The sequence below is a fragment of the Phytoactinopolyspora halotolerans genome (assembly GCF_010550675.1).
GTDB classification, from domain to species: Bacteria; Actinomycetota; Actinomycetes; order Jiangellales; family Jiangellaceae; genus Phytoactinopolyspora; species Phytoactinopolyspora halotolerans.
This window is the reverse complement of the sequence record NZ_JAAGOA010000028.1, coordinates 1-20238: the sequence shown is the minus strand read 5'-3', so window position 1 is coordinate 20238 and position 20238 is coordinate 1. Positions and strand designations below refer to the sequence as shown.

The window sequence follows — 20238 nt, the reverse complement described above, 5'->3', positions numbered from 1 at the left end:
CCTGACCCCACCGATCCACGGCAATCATCGTCCGAGCCTCACTCAGCCCTCATCGCAGGAAAAGGAGATCGAATATGAGCAGCAGCAACACCGGCCTGCACGTCGTCCTCGGTGCCGGACCGGCCGGAACGGCGATCGCCGAAGAGCTCGCCGGCCGCGGCCTGCGCGTCCGGCACGTCGCCCGTGGCCCGATCACCGGCGCACCCGACGGCGTCGAGACCCACCAGGCAGACCTATCCACGCCCGAGGCGGCGATCGCCGCAACCGAGGGCGCGTCCACGATCTACCACGCGGTCAACGTCGCCTACCACCTGCAGGTCGACCTCATGCCGGCGATCGCCGACTCGATCCTCAGCGGCGCGGAGCGGCACGGTGCCAAACTCGTCGTCCTGGACACCCTTTATCCATACGGGGAGGCGGACGGCGACCACATCACCGAGTCGACCCCGTGGAGCGCGACGACCCGCAAGGGCCGGCTCCGGGCCGAGCTCGACCGGCGCTATCTCGACGCACACGAGTCCGGCACCGTTCGCACGGTGCTGGGCCGCTCGGCCGACTTCTTCGGTCCAGGAGTGCTCAACTCCACGCTCGGTGGCGCCTTCTTCCCGCCCGCATTGACCGGACAACCGGCGCTTGCGCTCGGCGACATCAACCTGCCCCACAGCTACACCTACATCCGCGATGTCGCCCGCGGGCTGGTCACGCTCGGCACCACGGAGGCCGGCGACGGACGGGTCTGGCACCTGCCGACGGTGCCTGCCGTCAGCACCGCGGAGGTCCATCGTCTGACGGAAGATCTCATCGGCCGGCCGCTGACCGTCGACGTGCTCGCCGAGGCGAAGCCGTACGGACCGTTCGACGAGACGTTCATGCGCGAGTACGCGGAGATGTTCTACCAGCACTTGATCCCGCAGAACATGGTCTCGACCGCGTTCGAGGACACCTTCGGGGTGCGCCCGACACCGCTACGCGAGGCCCTCGCCGACACGATCGAGTGGTACTCCCCATGATCATGAACACTAACCCGGGTTAGATCAACGGTTAGTGTTCATGATCATAGGATCAAGAGCGGGAGCGGCGCTCGCGCACGCGAACGGACAGCTCGATCGGCGTACCGGCGAAGCCGAACTGCTCGCGCAGCCGCCGCTCCAGGAACCGCCGATACGACGCCTCCAGGAAGCCGCTGGCGAACAGGACGAACCGCGGCGGCCGCGAGTCAGCCTGGGTAGCGAACAGGATCCGCGGCTGTTTGCCGCCTCGGACCGGGTGCGGGTGCGCGGAGACGACCTCGCCCAGGAACGCGTTCAGCTTGGCCGTCGGCACCCGGGTGGTCCAGCCCTCCAAGGCGGTGTCCATCGCCCGTACCAGCCGGTCGACATGCCAGCCGGTCAACGCCGAGACGTTCACCCGCATCGCCCAGCTCACCCGGATCAGCTGGCGGTCGATCTCGCGCTCGAGCATCTCCCTGCGCTCGTCATCGAGCAGGTCCCACTTGTTGTACGCGATCACCAGCGCCCGGCCGGCTTCCTCCACCATGGAGATGATCCGCAGGTCCTGCTCGGCCAGCGGCTCGCTGGCGTCGATCAGAACGACGGCCACCTCGGCCCGTTCGAGAGCCGCGGCCGTCCGCAACGATGCGTAGTACTCGGCGCCGGACGCCTCCCGGACGCGCCGGCGGATTCCGGCGGTGTCGATGAACCGCCACTCCCGGTCGCCGAGGGAGATCAGCTCGTCGACCGGGTCCACGGTGGTGCCGGCCACCGCGTCGACCACCACCCGGTCCTCCCCCGCCAGCTTGTTCAACAGGCTCGACTTGCCGACGTTGGGTTTGCCCACCAGAGCCACCCGGCGCGGCCCCGTCTCCTCGTCGAAACTCTCCGGCGGTGCATCCGGCAACGCCGCGAGGACCGCGTCCAGCATGTCGCCACTGCCCCGGCCGTGCAGCGCCGATACCGGATGCGGTTCGCCCAGGCCGAGGTTCCACAGCGCCGCCGCGTCCGCCTCGGTGGTCGGCCCGTCGACCTTGTTCGCCGCCAGCACGACCGGCTTACCCGCCCGGCGCAGCACGCGCACGACCGCCTCGTCCGCGTCTGTCGCGCCGACCGTCACGTCCACCACGAAAATCACCACGTCCGCGGCGACCACGGCGATCTCCGCCTGCGCAGTGATCCGTGCGGCCATCCCCTGGCCCTCCGGATCCCAACCGCCGGTATCGAGCAAGGTGAACGCCCGGCCCGCCCACTCGGCGTCATAGGCCACCCGATCCCGGGTGACGCCGGGCACGTCTTCCACGACGGCTTCCCGGCGGCCCAGAATACGATTGACCAGCGTCGACTTGCCGACATTGGGCCGACCGACCACCGCCACGACCGGCAGCGGCACCTGCCCGGTGTCAGCCTCGACGGCCTCGACTGGCTCGCTCACGCGTTCTCCTCGTCACCTCGCCCATGTTCATCAACCGCTAGGCCGCTCATGGCCGGCCCTCAGCGTTGATCACGGGGAATCGTCGTTCAACATCTCCAGCGCCGCCTTGCGGTGGGCCACCAGCTCTTCTCGCAGCTGCTCGGTCGCCGCCGCCAGCGCCGATCTGGTACGAGGTCCGCCGACCGGCAGCGTGACCGGCTCACCGAAGACCACGTCCAGCCGCGACCGCAGCCGTGGCATCCCTGCCAGGGTACGGCCTCGCGTACCCGTTCCGTGAAAGACGACCGGAACGACCGGCGCCCCCGACCGCACGGCGAACCACGCGAGTCCCGGCCGGATCTGGGCGAAATCGCCCGCACCGCGGGTGCCCTCCGGGAAGACCACCAGAACACGATCGTCGTCCAGTACGCCCATGCCGGCTTCGAGCAGGTTCCGCCCCGGGTCGTCCCGGTCCAGCGGGATCTGGCCGACGCCCCGCAGCACCCAACCGACGGGCCCACGGAACAGCTCCCGTTTGGCCAACGTGTGCACCGGGCGCGGGCACGTGGCCATGAGGAGCGGCGCGTCCATGAAACCGGTGTGGTGCGGGGCGAGGATCACCGGTCCGGCCGCGGGCACGTTGTGCTTCCCGTGCAGCCGCACCGACCACAGCATGCCGGCCAGCATCGCCGCCAGCCGACGGCCGACGGCGGCTCCACGCCTGCCCGGAGTCCGTACCTCGGTCACGGTGTGATCCCGGTCCGCTTCTCCACCAGGTCGAGCACGGCGCGCACGGTCTCGTCGAGCGTCATATGCGACGAGTCGACCACGTCTACCCCCTCGGCCGCATCCAGGAAACGCGCGACCGTGGAGTCGTCCGCGTCCCGGCGCAGCACCTCGTCCCGTGTCGCTTCGACCGTGGACTCCGTGGATTCGCCGTGCAGCTCGTTGGCACGGCGGGACAACCGCGTCTCCTCGCTGGCGGTCAGCAACACCCGCACCGGCGCGTCCGGCGCCACGACCGTGGTGATGTCGCGGCCCTCGACGACGACGCCGCGCTCCGCCGCGATCGCCTGCTGCCGCGCTACCAGCTCCCGCCGGATCCCCAAGTTGGTCGCGACCGCGCTGACCGCGGCCGAGATTCTGCTCTCGCGGATCGGTCCGGCCACATCCACGTCGCCCACATGCACCGTCGGCCGTTGCGGATCCGTCCCCATCCGCAGCGGGATCCGGGCGGTGAGCTCCGCCGCACGCTCGGTGTCGGTCAGTTCCACCCCCTGCTCGAGCAGCCACCACGTCACCGCGCGGTACATCGCACCGGTGTCGAGGTATCTCAGCTGAAGGACTTGGGCCACGCGCCTGGCGACGCTCGACTTACCCGAGCCCGACGGACCATCGATGGCGACCACAAGGTCGGCCGCGGAGTGTGCGGATTGGGAAGACACGACGAGAAGGGTAGTCTGTCCGGCTCGCGATCGGCTGCATGGCCACGCCCCGCCACGCTGATGGCGCGTCGCCGGCGCGTTCTCGGCCCGGCCGTCTCGCTCGGTTGACGTGTTCAGCGGGGAACGTTCCAGCCGCGCTCGGTCAACGCCGTGCGCAGGTCAGCGTCGGTGCCCGGCCGGACGTCGATCTCCACCAGACCGACCGGTTGCCCTGGGCTGTGGTCGATCCGCACGTCCTCGACGTTCGCTCCGGCGGCGTCGACGTCGGCGAACAGCCTCGCGAGTTGTCCGGGCCGGTCGTCCACCATGACCGCGACCGTGACGAACTCCGCATGGGCTTCGCCGTGCTTCCCGGGGAGGCGGCCGCGGCCGTCCACGCCGGAACGCATCAGCTGGTACAGGGCGGAGCGGGCGGGCTCCGGCGACGCCAGCGCGGCCAGCGTCCGGTCCAGATCGTCGCGGAGGTCGCTGAGCACGTCGTGCACCGCCGCCGCGTTGGCGCTCAGAATCTCTGTCCACAGTCCCGGGTCACCACCGGCGATCCGGGTCACGTCCGACACGCCGGGGCCGGCGAGCCGGATCTCATGGTCCGGCGCGTCCACCAGGCGGGCCGCCATCAACACCGACACCAGGTGCGGCGCGTGCGACACGAGCGCGACGGCGGCGTCGTGATCGGCGACGGACATCGTCACCGGGGCCGCTCCCGCGAGCCGCGCCACGGCCAGCGCACGGGTGACGGCCTGCTGGTCGGTGTGCTCGTCGGGGCAGACCACCCAGGGTCGGCCTTCGAACAGATCCGGCAGTGCGCCGCCCGGCCCGGACACTTCGCGGCCGGCCATCGGATGACTGCCGACGTAGCGCCCGGCCGGTCCGAGACGCGCGCGGACCTGCTCCGCGGGCATCGCCTTCACGCTCGCGACGTCCGTGGCGTACTCGGCGTCTCCGGCGTCCAGGAGGTCCGCGACGACGCCCGCGACCGCCTCCGGAGGCACCGCCACCACGCCGAGCGCGGCCGGCGCGTCACCCGGCTCGCTCGGCCGTCCGGCTCCCAGCCGTACCGCCTCCGCCAGGGTCTCCGACTTGGTGTCGCGCAGTCGCACATCGATCCCGGCGCGGCGCAGCGCCAGACCGAGCGACGTGCCGAGCAGCCCGGTGCCGACGATCAGCACCCCGTCGCTGAGCGCCGATCGGCCGTTCTCCAGCCCGGCTCGCCGACTGCTGTCGCTCACTCGTCATCCTCGCGGAGGTCGTCCCGGAGCACAGTGGTGCCATGCAGGTAGACGTGGCGGATGTCGTCCCGGGTGCGCGGCGTCTGAACGTGCGCCATCAGCCGGACCACCCGGGGCATGGCGCCGTGCACATCCATCTCTTGGGCACACATCAGCGGCACGTCGGTGATCCCGAGTCCGCGTACCGCCGCCGCAGGGAAAGCCGAGCGCAGGTCCGGGGTTGCGGTGAGGAAGATGCTGATCACGTCGTCGGCGGTGAGATCGTTGCGCTTCAGGACGGCTTGCATCAACTCGGCCGTGCGCTCCAGCAGGTGCTCGGCCTCGTCCACCTCGAGTTGGGTCGCGCCCCGTACCGCTCGCACTCTCACCATGTCCCCGTTCGCGCTCCGCTTCTGATCCGTACCGGGCGACGCCCGCGTGCCGCCGCAGTCGTTGCGACGTTCAACTGTAGCGCCCGCCGCAGCCGGTTACCTCGTCGCATCGCGCCACGGCCCAGCGGGTCCTAACGGGCGCAGTCGGCAGGCGGCAGGCGGCAAGGGCACATTCAATGGATCGATGATCGCCAGCAGCTCGCCGTCGTACGTTCCGGACGCGGCAAGCACATGATGGCTCGGGCGGCGCAGGCCTCAACGGCTCACAGGTCGACCGCCTGGTACAGCTGCGCCACCTCGGCACTCGTCAACGGCCGCATCTTGCCGGGGCGCAGATCGCCCAACGCGACCGGCCCGAAGTGGGTCCGGATCAACCGCTGAACGGGATGACCCACCTCTTTCAGCAACCGGCGCACCACGTGCTTGCGACCCTCGTGCAGGACCACCTCGACCATGATCCGCCTGCCGACCCGGTCCAGAACGCGGAACGAGTCGACCTTGACCAGACCGTCGTCCAGCTCCACGCCTGCTCGCAACTGCCGGCCGACGTCGCGCGCGACCGTTCCGTGCACCTCGGCCAGGTAGGTCTTCTGCACACCGTAACTGGGGTGCGCCAGCCGATGCGCCAGCTCGCCGTCGTTCGTGAGCAGGATCAACCCCTCGGTGTCGACATCCAGCCGGCCGACGTGGAACAACCGCTCCTTACGTCCCTCGACGTAATCCGCCAGGCTCGGTCGCCCCTCCGGATCCGTCATGGTGCTCACGACGCCGGGAGGTTTGTTCAACGCGAGATACGCCAGCCCCGCCTCGGCGGTGGTCACCCGCATGCCATCGACCTTGATCACCGCCGTCGCGGGATCGACGCGCACGCCTTGGGTCCGCACGGTCCGGCCGTCCACCTCGACGCGTCCGGCCGCGATCAACTCCTCGCAGGCGCGCCGGCTGCCCACCCCCGCCGCGGCGAGGACCTTCTGCAACCGGACGCCTTCACGGGCCTCAGCCATCCTGCACCTGGGAGCCCAGGGGTGTGCCGCCGTCAGCGGCATCGGCCGAAGCAAGGTGCGGCTCGCCACTCGGCCCGTTCTCCGGCTCACCGCCCGGCTCGTCGTCGGACACGTCATCCGGATCGTCCGTCGGCGCGCCGAGAGCGCCGTCCGGGACGTCGATCCGGTGCGAGGCACTCGACACCGACTCTCCTTCATTCTCGATGTCGTCGATGTCCGGCAGATATTGCGCCAGCGGCGGCAGTTCGTCGAGCGAGCTCAGCCCCAGCCGTTCAAGGAAGTACGACGACGTGCGGAACAACGTCGCGCCGGACTCGTGGTCGACGCCCGCCTCCTCGACCAACCCTCTGGTGGTCAGGGTCCGCATCACGCCGTCGCAGTTCACGCCGCGGATGGCGGACACTCGCGCCCGGCTCACCGGCTGCCGGTACGCCACCACGGCCAGCGTCTCCAGGGCCGCCTGGGTCAGTTTCGCCTGCTGTCCGTCGAGGACGAACCGCTCCACCACCGCAGCGCATTCCGTCCGGGTATACAGCCGCCAGCCACCAGCCACGCTGCGCAGCTCGAACCCACGCCCGGCGTCGGTGTACTCCTGGGCGAGGCGCCGCAGCGTCGCCGAGATCTCGTCTCGCGGCACCTCCAGGACCTGAGCGAGCGTCACCTCATCGATGGGCTCGTCCACTACCAGCAGGATCGCCTCGATCGACGCGGACAGCGACGGCTCGGCACCAGCAGCGCCGTCACCAGCACCAGCGGCGGCCGCGGCGTCGTCACCAGCGGCAGCTGCGGCAGCTACGACATCCGTAGCGCCGGCGTCGGCGGCCTCGGCGCCATTCCCCGGCAGCGCAGTCTGAACCATCCCGTTCGCGCCGCGTGTCCGATGATCGCCGTTCAGGCGTTCGTCGTCACTCACCGGCGTCGTCCTCCTGTTCCTCAGCGGGTCCGTCGAACTCGTCACCGATGCCGATCGGGGATTCGTCGTCGTCATCGCCGGTCCACCGGATGGTCAGGTCACCCAGCGGCGCGACCTGCTCGAAGGCCACCACTCGCTCCCGGTACAACTCCAGCAGCGCCAGGAAACGGGCGACGACGTGCGTCGTGGACGGCGAGTCCATCGCCAGCGCCCGGAAGGTGATCTGTCGCGATCGGCGTAGCCAGTCCACCACGACCCGGGCCTGTTCGCGCACGCTCACCCGCGGTTCGTGCAGGTGTGCCAGCCCGACCGTCGGTTCCGGCTTCGGGGTGAGCACGCGCGCCGCGAGCTGAGCCAGCTCCTCCGGCCCGAGCCCGACTACCACCTCCGGCAGCAGGTCGGAGTACCGGTCCTCCAGCCCGACGGCCCGCGGGAACCGCAACGACTCCTCCGCAAGCCGCGCGGCGAACACCGCCGACAGCTCCTTGAACGCCTTGTACTGCAGCAGCCTGGCGAACAACAGGTCGCGTGCCTCCAGCAAGGCGAGGTCGTCCTCGTCCTCGACCTCACCGCTGGGCAGCAGGCGTGCCGCCTTCAGGTCCAGCAACGTCGCCGCCACCAGCAGGAACTGGCTGGCCTCGTCGAGATCCCACTCGGCCGCCTTGATGTAGGCGATGAACTCGTCCGTCACCTGATGCAGCGCCAGCTCGGTGACGTCGAGCTTGTGCTTGGCGATCAGGGTCAGCAGGAGGTCGAACGGGCCCTCGAAGTTGTCCAGATGGACCTCGAACCCCGAACTCGGCTCACCGGCCTCCGCCTCGGACTCGACCCCGGCCTGGTCCTCGACCGCTGCTCGTCCATCGAGCTGGTCGAACTCGTCGGCGTCGAGCAGCAGCGCCGACTCCGTCTCGCTGGTCACTCCCACCGAGCCAGGACCTCCCGCGCAAGTTGCTTGTAGGCCTTGGCACCCGGCGACGACGGCGCGAAGGTGGTGATCGGCTGACCGGCCACGGTGGTCTCCGGGAACCGCACCGTTCGGCCCACCACCGTATGGAAGACGCGGTTGTCGAATCCCTCGATCAGCCGGGTGAGGACCTCGCGGCCGTGCACGGTGCGCGAGTCGTACATGGTGGCCAGCAAGCCCTCGATCTGCAACCGCGGGTTGAGCCGGTCACGGACCTTCTCGATCGTCTCCTGCAGCAGCGCCACGCCGCGCAGGGCGAAATACTCGCACTCCAGCGGCACGATCACGCCGTCCGACGCGCACAGGGCGTTCACCGTGAGCAGGCCGAGCGACGGCTGGCAGTCGATGAGCATCACGTCGTAGTGCGGGATCAGCGGCTGCACGATCCGGTACAGCGCCTGCTCCCGCCCGACCTCGGTGACCAGCTGGATCTCGGCCGCCGAGAGGTCGATGTTGGCTGGGAGCAGGTCCATGCCGCTGACCGAGGTCTTCTGCAGGATGTGCTCAGCGCGCAGCGAACTGTCGGTGAGCACGTTGTAGATCGACAGTTCGAGATCGTGCGGATTCAGCCCCAGCCCGACGGACAGCGCGCCCTGCGGGTCGAAATCGACCAGCAGTACCTTCCGGCCGTACTCGGCCAGTGCGGCACCGAGGTTGATGGTGGACGTGGTCTTCCCCACGCCGCCCTTCTGGTTGCACATGGCCACGATCCGCGCCGGGCCGTGCCGGTCCAGCGGAGCGGGCTTGGGGAATTCGACCTGCTGGCGTCGTGTGTGACCCAGGTCGTGTTCGACTTCCTCCGACGACGCGTGGGAAGCCGCACCGACGCCTTCGAGCGGCAGCACTCCGGCCGCGGCGTCCGCATTCGACGGTGGCACGGGTTCTTCAGCTCCTCGCGCTCGTAGGCCTACCAGTCCTCGATAGCCGAGACTACTCCCAGTTCGACCACGCACAGCGTAGCCGCACCGCTGCGCGTCGTAATCATCCACATTTCCGCGCCCAACCGCATTGCCGCATCCCGATTGCCGCGCCCGTCCAGGTCTCCGCGCCGGCATGCGGCACGGCACCGGGTCACGACCAGGACATCCGCACGGCACCCGAATCCCGTTGTGGGTGGCGCAGCCGGCTGCGAGGATCGCCGGCATGAGACTGAGCCATGAGCGGTACATCGACCACGTGCGGGCCGACGCCGAACGTATCGCCGCCGAGGCGGAACGCGGCCAGGACCTCGCCGTACCTTCATGCCCTGGATGGACGGTACGCGACGTGGTGGAACATACGGCGGAGGTGTACCAGCACAAGGTCGCGTGCATGCGAGACAAGAGGTTCCCGGATCCATGGCCGCCGGAACGCGACGACGAACCGACGCTGGACTATTTCCGGCGATCCGCCGACGAGCTGCTGACCGAGCTGAGCAGCCGCGACCCGCTCGAGTTCGCCGAGACGTGGTGGTGGGACGAACGGACGGTCGGTTTCTGGGGACGGCGAATGGCGCACGAGACCGCGATCCACCGGGTCGACGTCGAGCTGGCGCATGATGCGCTGACGCCGGTCGACGCCGCGCTGGCCTTGGACGGAATCGACGAGGTGCTGCGGCTCATGCTCGCCGGCGACTGGAGCGACGAGCCGTACCGCGACGCTTCGTCGGCGATCGTCCGGGCGCGAGCCGCCGACGAGGCCTGGCGGATCGTGATGGAGCCGATGGCCGTCGTCGCCCAGGTAGACCGCTGGCCCGACATGCCCGTCGATGCGACGGTCACCGGCGAACCGTCCATGCTCTACCTGTGGCTGTGGCGCCGCGGACCGGGCGACAGCCTCACCGTCGACGGGGACGCGTCCGTCGTCGATCAGCTCCACGCCCGGATGGCCGTCGCCACCCAGTGACGGGCGGCACGATGACGGCGGCACGATCCGGCCGAGCCTCGTGGGCTCACGTAACGTTTGGAACCTCTCCCGGGCCGCTATCCATTACTTGAGCCCACGAGGCACTCAGGGTTCCAGCCGCGTCCCATCGACTCACGGCATCGGGCCGGCTCGTCGCCGGCGCTGATGAACAGAGCGGTCAGCACCGGCGGCCCGTGGGCAAGCGCTTCGCGCGGCAGCGGCCCGGTGAGCACGAGCGAGGCCAGGCCGTGGCCGATCACCCAGCCCTGCGTCGCCAACTCCAGCGCATCGACCTCCGGGTGGAAACGGCCTGCACTCTTGGCCCGCTCGACGGTGCGGACCAGAAGGTGCAGCGTCTCGTCGGCGGCTTCGGAGTCCTCGAGATCGAACCCGGCGTCGAACATGACCCGGTAGAGATCGGGGTTGGCCGCGGCGTTGGACAGGTAGGCGACGCTGAGGGCGGCAAGATCCCGTACCGGGTCCGCCGTCATCGTGACGTTCGCGAGCCTGGCCGCGAGCCGGGTGAACCCTTCCTGCCGCACGGCCTTCCACAAGCCGTCCATGCTGCCGAAATACGTATACACCGCCATCGTCGAAACATCGGTTCCCGCGACGAGCGAGCGGAGGGTGATCGGCTCCCGGGAACGGAGCATCTGGGCGGCTCGCTCGATCAGCAGCGATCGGACCGCGGGATCCTTCCTCCTCACCATGCTCCAACAATACATAACGGTGCTATGTTTTAGCGGTGGGCGGCACACGACGTGACGCCACAGAGCAGAACGAGGAGTCGGTCATGGCCGTGACATTGGTGAATCCCGACGGGCTGCCGAAGCCCGAGGTGTACCGCCAGCTCTCGATCGCCACCGGATCGAAGCTGGTCTTCCTGGCCGGACAGGTCGCACGCGACGCCGAAGGGAACCCCGTCGGCGACGGTGATCTGGCTGCCCAGGTCGAGCAGGCGTACGTCAATATCGGTACCGCCTTGGCCGAGATCGGCGGCTCTTTCGACGACGTCGCGAAGCTGACCATCTACGTCGTGGACTGGACGCCGGACAAGATGCCGCTGCTCGGCGAGGGCGTGTCCAGGGCGGCGGCGGCCATGGGCGTCGATCCCACCAAGCCGATCACGCTGTTGGGCGTCGCGGCGCTCGGCGAACCCGATCTATTGGTCGAGGTAGAAGCCACCGCGGTCCTCGACTGAGCTCCGACTTCCTGACCGGACGTCACGTTTGGAGTCGGCTTCAGGCCCTGTATCCGTTACATGCGCCCAGGAAGTGCGGCCAGAGACCATGAACTCGAAAGCGTGTCATCTCGGGCGGCGGCGGCTGATGGCCACACCGAGCAGGCACAGCGATCCGCCGATCATGCCCACGACGGTCGGGAGTTCACCGAGGAACGCCCACGACAGCAGGATCGCGATCGCCGGCACGGTCAACGTCGTCGCGGTCATCCGGCCCGCGTCGGTGCGGGCCAGCGCATACGCCCAGGTGCTGAACGCGATCGCCGTGGGGAACACACCGAGGTAGACCACGCCCGCCATCGCGCCACCGGACGCGGTCAGGCTCTGCTCGACGAACTGAGGTGCGAACGGGACCAGCACCAGCGCCCCGGCGGCGCATCCGAAGAACGTGGCGGTGACCGCATCGACGCTGCGCAGCACGATCTTCTGCATGAGCACGCCGCTGGCGTAGAGCAGCGCGGTGAGCAGGCCGAGCCAGATTCCGATCGTCTCGTTCACCGAACCGCCGCCCGACCCACCGGCCGCGATCAACACCACCCCGGAGAACGCGATCCCGATCCCGACGACGAGCGGCCGCGGGAACCCCTCGGCGAAGAACACGCCGGCGAACACCGCCACCAGAATCGGCGCGACGTTGACCAGCAACGCGGCCGTGCCCGCGTCGAGATGATGCTCGGCGAGGTTGAGCACGGCGGTGTAGGCGGCGAACCACACAGCCCCGTACGCGACGACGAGCCAGCGGGCGCGGCCCGTCGGGAGCGTCAGCCGCCCGTAGCGCCACGCGATGACGCCGAGCACCAAGGCTCCGACGGCGATCCGGCCGAAGGCGAGTGCTCCCGGCGAGTATGTGCTGCCGATCATCCGGATGCCGACGAACGCCGACGCCCATAGGACCACGGTCACGGCGGCGGCGAGGACGGTGCGGTACTGCTGTGCCGGCGCTGCGGAAACCGGGGCCGGCGCGATGGTTGTCGTCACGGCATTCATGGTGCGTCCGCGCTATGCATCAGCACAAGCGAATGTTTCTGTACGATCATTCAGTAGTGCTGTACAATAGTCGCCATGCTCGATCCGCACCGTCTGCGCGTCTTCCGGGCCGTCGTCGCCACCGGATCCGTGCACCAAGCAGCCACGAACCTGGGCTACACGCCGTCGGCGGTCAGCCAGCACCTCACCGCCCTGCAGCGGGAGACCGGCCTGCGGCTGGTGGAGCGCAATGGACGCGGCATCGAACCCACCGCCACCGGGCGGATGCTGGCCGACGAGGCCGCCGCCGCGCTCGAGCGACTGGCCGAACTGGACGCGGTCGTGACGGACCTGCGCGAGGGCCGGGTCGGCACGTTGTCCATCAGCTATTTCGCCTCGGCCGGGGCGGCGTGGATCCCACCGGTTGTCGCGGCCCTTACCCGCGAGTTCCCCGAGCTACGGATCGACCTGCGGCTGATCGAACTCGCCGACGAACACAAGTCGGCGCCGGACGTCGAGATCTTCGTCGAGGGCGCGGAGTCCGGCCCCATTCAGGGTTACGACGTGTATCCCCTGCTCGAAGAGCCGTACGTCGCGGTTCTCCCGGAGACGCACCCGCTGGCCGGACGGCGTTCCATCCCGCTGCGCGAACTCGCCGACGAACCGTGGGTGGACAACGATTTCTCCCGCGGCCCCTGCCGGCAGGCGCTGCTGGACGCGTGCTCCGCGGTCGGCGTCAGCCCCGGGTTCCACGTCGAGACGCATGACTACCCGACGGCCATCTCGTTCGTCGCCGCCGGCGTCGGCATCACGGTGCTGCCCCGGCTCGGCGTCGGCACGCTCCCGGCTGGGCTGGTCGCGGTGCCGGTGGTGGATCCGGTTCCCGTGCGCCGCATCTCCGTCCGCGTGCGCGAGTCGTTGCGCCGCAATCCGGCCGCGCGGCGCATCGTCGAACTCCTGCACGCGCGCGTCGACGCGAACGAGATCGACCCCGTACCAGAACCGGCGTTGACCGCCGTCACAGAACCGGCGTAGGCGGCCGTTGCAGAGCCTGCTTCCTGACTGGGAATCATCTGTCGCTATCGCGGCGATCTATCGCGACAATATGGAGGCTTGCTGCACACGGTGGCACGCCATGCGAACGCTCGCTGCACACGGCGGTCTGCCGCGCGGAAGCATGCGGTCGCCATAGCAACCATGTGGAAGCTTGCTGCACAGGATGACAGGCCACGTGGAAGCTCGCTGCCCACCGGGGCACGCCGCGCGGAAGCATGCTGTCGCCATAGCAACCATGTGGAAGCTTGCTGCACAGGATGGCGGGCCATGTGGAAGCTTGTGCGTCAGACCATGAGGTCCAGCTGATTACTGCTCGAGGACGGCGACGGTGCGGGCCGGAACGGTGACGCCGTCGGCGCCGACCTCGGTGTCCTTGACGACGTTGTCGGAACCGTCGGCCTGGATGGCATGGAGCTGCAGCGACGCCGGGTCGCCGACGGAGACGGTCTGCGCCTCGGGCGTCGCGTTGAACACGACGACGATCCGCTCGCGTTGGGGATCGATGTCGGAGCCGTCACCGGAGCCCGAGCCGTCGGCGATCTCCATCACGATGATGCCCGGAGTCTGGTCCGCTCCGCCGCCGAAGCTCACCCGCTCCTGGATCAACTCGGCGGAGCCGAGGCGAAACAGCGGCGACGAGTACCTGATGCGCAGCAGATCCTGCGCGGCCGCGGTCGCGGCGGCCATGTCGGACGGGCTCGGCTTCAGCGCCGGATCGGCCAGCAGCGGGCGCATGAAGTCCCATTTCGCCTCGTTGTCGGGCGCCGGAGGCAAGCCGGAGCCGAACGTGTTCTCCTCCCCCGTCCAGTCGATCCGGTTGTACCAGTCCCCCGAGTCGTAGGAGTTGCGGTCCAGCGACTTCGAGCGCAGCAGGTCCGCCCCGGCGTGCCAAAACGACGGCCCCTGGCCCAGCGCCGTCGTCGCCAGCGAGAGCGTGTTCATCCGCACCCGGTCCGCCATCGGCGTGTCCACCGGGAGCTTGTAGGTCAACGCGTCGAACAGGGTCTCGTAGTCGTGCGCGTCGACGTAGGTGACCACCTCGGCCGGATCAGCCGCGTAGCCCGCCGGCGAGCCGTTGTAGTCGACGTCGGCGCCGGTCACCTCTGCGCCAGTGTGATCGACGAACACGAAGTCGCGCAGGTTGCCGGCCAGCCCGACCTTGATCATGTCCTGGTGTTGCAGCAGCTTAGCCCGCCGCTCCTCCGGCGTGCCGTTCTCCGGCGACGCGTTCGGATCGGTGAACAGGCCGCTGCCGAAGCCCTGCAGCCGCGGGTCGTCGTCGAACGGGCCGCCGCCGCGCACTCCGTCGCGCAGCCGGTCGTTGAAGGTGCCGATCCCGGCGCCGTACATCTCCAGCTGCGTGGCCTGACGGAACCGGGCGTTGTCGGCGACCTCGCCGAAGTTCCAGCCCTCGCCGTACACGTAGACGCTCTCACCGTCCACGCCGTCGTCGTCGACGGTCAGCTCGTCCAGCGCCGCCCGCACCGCCTCCATGGTGGACCGGCTGTGGTGACCCATCAGGTCGAACCGGAAACCGTCCACCTTGTAGTCGCGGGCCCAGGTCAGGACCGAGTCGACGATCAGCTTCTCCATCATCGCGTGCTCCGACGCCGTGTTCGCACAGCACGTCGACGTCTCCAGCTCACCGGTCGCGGACAGCCGCTGATAATAGCCGGGCACGATCCGATCAAGGATCGACTGCTCGTCCTGCCCGGCGGCGTGCGTGTGGTTGTAGACGACGTCCATGACGACGCGCAGCCCGGCGCCGTTCAGGGCGGCCACCATCTCATGATCATGAACATAAACCGTGCTATGTGAACGGTTTCTGCTCATGATCATGGTCACCCTTGGGCGCGTGGGTGGGCGGCGGCGTACACCTCGCGCAAGTGCTCGACGGTCACCAGGGTGTAGACCTGTGTCGTCGTGACGGAGGCGTGGCCCAGCAGCTCCTGGACGACGCGGACGTCGGCGCCGCCGTCGAGCAGGTGGGTGGCGAACGAGTGGCGCAGCGTATGCGGCGACAGCGTCGAGCCGAGCCCGGCCCGCTCCGCCGCCGTGCGCAGCACCGTCCAGGCGCTCTGCCGGGACAGCCGGCCGCCGCGGGCATTCAGGAACAGCGCTGGCGTGCCCTTGCCGACCGCAAGCAACGCCGGCCGCCCGCGGACCGTGTAGGCCTCCACCGCGTCCCGCGCGTAGGAGCCGATCGGCACGATCCGGGTCTTGCCGCCCTTGCCGCGCAAGACGACGGTGGCGGTCTCCAGGTCGACGTCGTCCCGGTCCAGCCCCACCGCCTCGGAGATGCGTGCACCACAGCCGTACAGCAACTCCAGCAACGCCCGGTCGCGCAGTGCACGCGGACCGTCGCCGGTGGATGCGGCGGCCAGCAAGCGCTCCACCTGGTCCAGCGGGATCGCCTTCGGTAATCGGCGCGGCGGCGTCGGTGGACGGACGGCGCCGGCCGGATCGACGTCGGTGATGCCCTCGCGGCAGAGGAACCGGTGTAGCCCGCGCACCGCGACGACGGTGCGGGCGGCAGAGCTGGCCCCCAGCGCGGGGAAGATCTCGTCGCCCTCGCGGAGGCTGCGCAGGAACGCGGTGACGTCGGTCTCGACCACATCGGTCGGTTCCACCCGTCCCTGGCCGACTAGGAAGTCGACGTATCGGCGCAGGTCACGACGGTACGACGCGAGCGTGTTCGCGGCTAAGCCACGCTCGACCGCCAAGTGGTCGAGATACGCCCGCACTGCCTTGTCCAGTCCGGTGTCGCTGCTCAGTTGAGCACCTCGTTCAGGTCGGTCACCGCTAGGCCGTGTGTCTCGGCGACCGGCGCGTACACGACGTGACCGTCGTGGGTGTTCAGTCCGCGCGCCAGTGCCGCATCCGATCGTAGCGCTGAGCGCCAGCCCTGATCCGCCAGCTCCACCACGTACGGCAGGGTGACATTGGTGAGCGCGTAGGTCGAGGTGTGCGGGACGGCGCCCGGCATGTTCGCCACGCAGTAGAAGATCGACTCGTGGACGCGGAACGTCGGGTTGGCGTGCGTCGTCGGCCGCGAGCTCTCGAAGCATCCACCCTGGTCGATGGCGACGTCGACGAGCACCGTGCCGGGGCGCATGCGCTCCACCAGCCTGTCCGGCACCAGCGTCGGCGCCTTGGCACCGGGCACGAGGACCGCACCGATCACCAGGTCGGCATCGAGCACCGCACTCTCCACCTCGTACAGGTTGGACGCGATGGTCTGCATCCGCCCGCCGTAGAGCTCCTCGACCTCGCGCAGCCGGGCGACGTTCTTGTCCAGGACCCAGACGTCGGCCAGCATCCCGGCGGCGATGACGGCGGCGTTCATCCCGGCCACCCCGGCACCGATGACGACCACCTTGGCAGACTGGGTGCCGGGCACGCCGCCCAGCAGGATTCCGCGCCCGCCTTGGGCGCGCTCCAGCACGTGCGCGCCGACCTGCGTCGCCATTCTCCCGGCGACCTCGCTCATCGGCGCCAGCAGTGGCAGGTGACCGTCGGCGGTCTGGACGGTCTCGTAGGCGATCGCCGTGATCCCGGCGTCGAGCAGCGCCTGGGTGCACTCGCGCGACGCCGCCAGATGCAGGTAGGTGAAGAGCACCTGCCCGCGGCGCATCCGGTGATACTCGTCCGGCACCGGTTCCTTGACCTTGCAGATCAGATCGGCGTCGGCCCACACGTCGTCGGCGGACTCGACGATGCGTGCCCCGGCGGAGATGTACTCGTCGTCGCGGATGGACGAGCCGATGCCCGCGCCGGCCTGCACGACGACGTCGTGCCCGTGCCGGGCCAGCTCGTGCACGCCAGGCGGGGTGATCGCCACCCGGTATTCGTTGTCCTTGACCTCGGTAGGAATGCCGATCAGCACCAACGTCCCCTTCGCCGTTCCAGCCGCGATGGCCATCGCCCCATCTGCGACGCTCGGGTGCCACCTAGTTCCGAGCGTGCCATGTCGGAGGCTACGGGCGCAGTCTAGATCAGCGGACCGGGCAACGTCTCGCGATGCGGACGCATGCCGGATAACAAGATCATCACTGACGTTCGCCGGCGGGCCACGGTGCATCCGCCGGACGGAGCGCGTCGTAACCGCCGTCATGGCTGGCTGCCCAGGCAGCGAGCGTCCCGATGCACAGCAGCGCGTTCTGCACCGAGCCGCCGAGGACAGCCTGGACGAGATCGGCCAGCGGTGTCCAGGCGACCGGCATGTCGGCTTCCTCGTGCTCGCCGTTGTGCCGTTCGTCGTCGGGCACCTCGGTGACGCCGCGGGCGAGGTAGACCCGGACGGCTTCGTCGCACATGCCCGGCGTGCTGAGCACGTCGGTGAGCACCCGCCAGTCGGTCGCCCGGATATGTCCTTCTTCGTAGAGTTCGCGCTTGGCCGTCTCCAGGGGCGGCTCGCCATCCATGTCCCGCAGCCCGGCCGGCAGCTCGATCAGCCGGTGGCCGACCGGGTGCCGGTACTGCGACACGACGAGCACCTGGTCGTCTTCGTCCAGTGCCACAATGGCCACCGCACCCGGATGAACGACGACGTCGCGCTGGAAGGTGGTGCCGTCGACGGGCGACCGCACCACGTCCTTGCGGACGGCGATGACCTTGCCCTCGAACACCACGTCCGACGTCTCGACGGGCCAGCTCTCCGGCCGGTCCCTGAACTCCTCAATCGTCACGTGCGCCAAGCCTACGCTGCGCGCCGTACAGCCGGCTGAGAATGGCAAGGCCCAGCGGCCGGGTACCGGCTCCGGCAGCCGTACCGCATACCCGTATACGAAGATCAGGCGTCTACTTTGTTTGATGGCAGCACGACCCATATTCGATTCGGGCAATCTGCGCCTTGCATTCCTTGCCGGGCGAGCATACACGATTCGCCACGTACACGGCGATCGGGACTGGCCCTCGCGTTCTGATTTCATATTCTAGTTGACCAGGAAACTCTGGATCGTCCACACCCAAACGCCCGCTCACAACACTTGACTGATTGCTAAAGAATAGCCGATCCTCAGTGGGCCATTCATTGTAAAATCGATCAAAACGTCTTCCCGAAGTCATCTTGTGTCACACGGCACTAGCGTCGAGGTATACACCATGCGCGTCGAACCAGGCCACTACCCAATAGCGGTTCTAGCGGCCCGATTCAGGATGTGCATGATTTGCACGCATAGAAGGGTGTGGCTGCCGTAAAGCCGATCCTATCCTGGAAATGAGCCACCGCGAAGGCAAAATATATCTGACCTGCCCGGTGGTGCCTTTTATGGCTTTGACATCAAAGTGAGCTACTGCCACGCCACCACGGCAGGCGTTCTTAGTAGGCCTCCCTACCTTGGTCCAGCCGACAGGACGTCTACGACAAATTGGTCAACCGGCCGTACGAGTTGCCTGAACTTCTCCTCATCAATATTTTCGCCGACATATTGGATCTGTACCAGGTACTGGCCATAACGTGCCCAGTAAAACCAAATCTGGCACGATTCCGTTGAACCTGCCGCACACACCATCTGACTGCGGTCTGCATCGGCACTATCGTATGGATCAGTCGCCGAGTTGAAGCTGGGATAGTCATCCGAATGCGCCCAACGAGGCTGCGAAAGCCAGTATTGACCTTCTGCCCAGACAGGGTTCGAATACAAGAAGACTGTTTGATCTAATCGCCCTCCGCCGTCAACTTTCGACCATATGCGACGAATATGCTCATCAGAATTGTACGAACCGTGCGCTCCCGAAGTCTGTTCCTCATCGAGTTGCCAATTATCGTCCATATTCGGTCCAGCAAGATCCGGGTCCGCACCAAGGAGATCTTGAGGTGAGACTGATTGCTGTTCGCTCCGCACGACGTCTACCAGAAAGACGACTCCCCCCGCGACAAGCACAGTGGCCACTAGAAGGAGACCACGAACCACCCACTTGACTCGCTTGGAAGCCAGAGTTCTCACCTACACTCATCGAACCAGTAGTTGTTCAGTTCCGACGGCACTAAGTTCCGGGAGTGCGCTCAGTATAGCCTGATGTATATGTTGAGGCTTGAGTTCAGTTGGCGCATGCTGATCGTACAAATCGATTCCGATTTGCACGGTTATTATGTCACCGGCGTCATTTACCCCAGCCAGCGGATTTCCTGATGCGGCCCCTTCCTGCAGCGTGTCGGCGTCGAAACCGGCGGACCTTCCCACGTACCCGTAGTGAATATTCGACCATATGTCGTAGTAGGCCTCGTACCCTGGCCGGTCCTTTATCGGAGTGTAATAGTTTTCCCTCGAATCCATTTCGAAGCGTTCCTCAATCTTGGGCTTATGGTCCCACTCGCATACCTTCTGGCATACCTTGGCCGCCCAGGTTGCATTGGCCAGCAAAGCGTACGATTCTGGGTTCTCTCCCGCATATGAACTGCGGAACCGAGCCCAAAAGCTCAGGTCGCCAGTGAGGTACTGGTACCGTTCCAGGCGAGAACGAATCGTCTCCACTGTATCACTTTGCGAGTTGGTGACAATTTCATCGTGCACGTAATCTACTAGTTCAGTGTACTCACTAGTATCGGCGTCACGAGATACGCTTCTGCCTCCCTCGGCTGGGTCGGCGGTGGCGTTGCAGTCGATGGTCCAGTCCGAGCAGGTGCGTCGGTGTCCGTCGAGTTCGATGTAGGAGATGGGGTTGCCGCCGGTGTAGGCGTAGCGGTTGTTGTTCCACGGGGACGTGGTGAGGTTGAGGTCGGCGAGGGCGCCGGTGTAGGAGTCGCGGGACAGGAATTGGT

General features: G+C 67.8%; 20 protein-coding genes and 1 pseudogene. 4 read left to right on the top strand and 17 right to left on the bottom strand.

Going from position 1 to position 20238, the window contains the following annotated elements; translation table 11 throughout:
• Window positions 1–74: 74 nt before the first annotated feature.
• Window positions 75–1010 (top strand): NAD-dependent epimerase/dehydratase family protein, encoded by a 936-nt coding sequence (locus G1H10_RS27915; protein ID WP_163744157.1) that lies wholly within the window; start codon window positions 75–77, stop codon window positions 1008–1010.
• Window positions 1011–1062: 52 nt separating this feature from the next.
• Here the strand turns inward: G1H10_RS27915 and der are convergent, their stop codons facing one another.
• The 9 genes from der to G1H10_RS27870 all read right to left on the bottom strand — a co-directional run bounded on the left by der (window position 1063) and on the right by G1H10_RS27870 (window position 9207).
• The gene (gene der / locus G1H10_RS27910; protein WP_163744155.1) at window positions 1063–2424 is read right to left on the bottom strand and encodes a ribosome biogenesis GTPase Der; all 1362 of its coding nucleotides are present in this window, start codon (window positions 2422–2424) and stop codon (window positions 1063–1065) included.
• 69 nt (window positions 2425–2493) lie between these two features.
• Entirely contained in the window at window positions 2494–3090 is a 597-nt protein-coding gene (locus tag G1H10_RS27905; protein WP_163744279.1) for a lysophospholipid acyltransferase family protein, read from the bottom strand.
• 56 nt (window positions 3091–3146) lie between these two features.
• Window positions 3147–3848 carry a (d)CMP kinase gene (gene cmk / locus G1H10_RS27900; RefSeq protein WP_163744153.1) on the bottom strand — a complete coding sequence of 234 codons (702 nt, stop codon included), beginning with the start codon at window positions 3846–3848 and terminating at the stop codon, window positions 3147–3149.
• A gap of 113 nt (window positions 3849–3961) precedes the next feature.
• Entirely contained in the window at window positions 3962–5077 is a 1116-nt protein-coding gene (locus tag G1H10_RS27895; protein WP_216853729.1) for a prephenate dehydrogenase, read from the bottom strand.
• The gene (aroH, locus tag G1H10_RS27890) at window positions 5074–5445 is read right to left on the bottom strand and encodes a chorismate mutase (RefSeq protein ID WP_163744275.1); all 372 of its coding nucleotides are present in this window, start codon (window positions 5443–5445) and stop codon (window positions 5074–5076) included. Before aroH ends, G1H10_RS27895 begins: the two co-directional genes overlap by 4 nt.
• 266 nt (window positions 5446–5711) lie before the next feature.
• Complete coding sequence (locus tag G1H10_RS27885; protein WP_174264727.1) at window positions 5712–6452, bottom strand: pseudouridine synthase; 741 nt, start codon at window positions 6450–6452, stop codon at window positions 5712–5714.
• Entirely contained in the window at window positions 6445–7365 is a 921-nt protein-coding gene (gene scpB, locus G1H10_RS27880; protein WP_216853728.1) for an SMC-Scp complex subunit ScpB, read from the bottom strand. Before scpB ends, G1H10_RS27885 begins: the two co-directional genes overlap by 8 nt.
• Window positions 7358–8290, bottom strand: coding sequence for a segregation and condensation protein A (locus tag G1H10_RS27875; RefSeq protein ID WP_163744149.1), 933 nt, complete (start codon window positions 8288–8290; stop codon window positions 7358–7360). The genes scpB and G1H10_RS27875 overlap by 8 nt, the downstream gene beginning before the upstream one ends.
• Window positions 8281–9207, bottom strand: coding sequence for a ParA family protein (locus G1H10_RS27870; RefSeq protein ID WP_312856651.1), 927 nt, complete (start codon window positions 9205–9207; stop codon window positions 8281–8283). The genes G1H10_RS27875 and G1H10_RS27870 overlap by 10 nt, the downstream gene beginning before the upstream one ends.
• A 265-nt stretch (window positions 9208–9472) precedes the next feature.
• Between G1H10_RS27870 and G1H10_RS27865 the strand changes: the two genes are divergently transcribed.
• Complete coding sequence (locus tag G1H10_RS27865) at window positions 9473–10213, top strand: maleylpyruvate isomerase family mycothiol-dependent enzyme (protein ID WP_163744145.1); 741 nt, start codon at window positions 9473–9475, stop codon at window positions 10211–10213.
• A gap of 77 nt (window positions 10214–10290) precedes the next feature.
• Here the strand turns inward: G1H10_RS27865 and G1H10_RS27860 are convergent, their stop codons facing one another.
• The gene (locus G1H10_RS27860; protein WP_163744143.1) at window positions 10291–10923 is read right to left on the bottom strand and encodes a TetR/AcrR family transcriptional regulator; all 633 of its coding nucleotides are present in this window, start codon (window positions 10921–10923) and stop codon (window positions 10291–10293) included.
• An 83-nt stretch (window positions 10924–11006) separates the two neighbouring features.
• On the opposite strand from G1H10_RS27860, the gene G1H10_RS27855 reads away from it, so the two are divergent.
• The gene (locus G1H10_RS27855; protein ID WP_163744142.1) at window positions 11007–11414 is read left to right on the top strand and encodes a RidA family protein; all 408 of its coding nucleotides are present in this window, start codon (window positions 11007–11009) and stop codon (window positions 11412–11414) included.
• 105 nt (window positions 11415–11519) lie between these two features.
• On the opposite strand, the gene G1H10_RS27850 is transcribed toward G1H10_RS27855, so the two are convergent.
• Window positions 11520–12440 (bottom strand): DMT family transporter, encoded by a 921-nt coding sequence (locus G1H10_RS27850; RefSeq protein WP_163744140.1) that lies wholly within the window; start codon window positions 12438–12440, stop codon window positions 11520–11522.
• A gap of 75 nt (window positions 12441–12515) precedes the next feature.
• Here G1H10_RS27850 and G1H10_RS27845 point away from each other — a divergent pair, with 75 nt between their 5' ends.
• Window positions 12516–13454, top strand: a complete 939-nt coding sequence (locus G1H10_RS27845) for a LysR family transcriptional regulator (RefSeq protein ID WP_163744138.1) — start codon at window positions 12516–12518, stop codon at window positions 13452–13454.
• Between the two features lie 327 nt (window positions 13455–13781).
• On the opposite strand, the pseudogene pulA reads toward G1H10_RS27845, so the two are convergent.
• The 6 genes and pseudogenes from pulA to G1H10_RS32570 form a co-directional block, all read right to left on the bottom strand.
• Window positions 13782–15260, bottom strand: a pseudogene (gene pulA / locus G1H10_RS27840) (pullulanase-type alpha-1,6-glucosidase); the annotation flags it as partial.
• A gap of 56 nt (window positions 15261–15316) precedes the next feature.
• Window positions 15317–16219 (bottom strand): site-specific tyrosine recombinase XerD, encoded by a 903-nt coding sequence (xerD, locus tag G1H10_RS27835; RefSeq protein WP_163744134.1) that lies wholly within the window; start codon window positions 16217–16219, stop codon window positions 15317–15319.
• A 26-nt stretch (window positions 16220–16245) separates the two neighbouring features.
• On the bottom strand, window positions 16246–17361 hold the full coding sequence (ald, locus tag G1H10_RS27830) for an alanine dehydrogenase (protein ID WP_163744271.1): 1116 nt from the start codon (window positions 17359–17361) through the stop codon (window positions 16246–16248).
• A gap of 163 nt (window positions 17362–17524) precedes the next feature.
• Window positions 17525–18163 (bottom strand): NUDIX domain-containing protein, encoded by a 639-nt coding sequence (locus tag G1H10_RS27825; protein ID WP_216853725.1) that lies wholly within the window; start codon window positions 18161–18163, stop codon window positions 17525–17527.
• Between the two features lie 645 nt (window positions 18164–18808).
• Window positions 18809–19321 (bottom strand): hypothetical protein, encoded by a 513-nt coding sequence (locus G1H10_RS27820; RefSeq protein ID WP_163744131.1) that lies wholly within the window; start codon window positions 19319–19321, stop codon window positions 18809–18811.
• A gap of 108 nt (window positions 19322–19429) precedes the next feature.
• Window positions 19430–20238: polymorphic toxin type 44 domain-containing protein (locus G1H10_RS32570; protein WP_216853724.1), on the bottom strand; the 809-nt coding region annotated here is incomplete at its 5' end.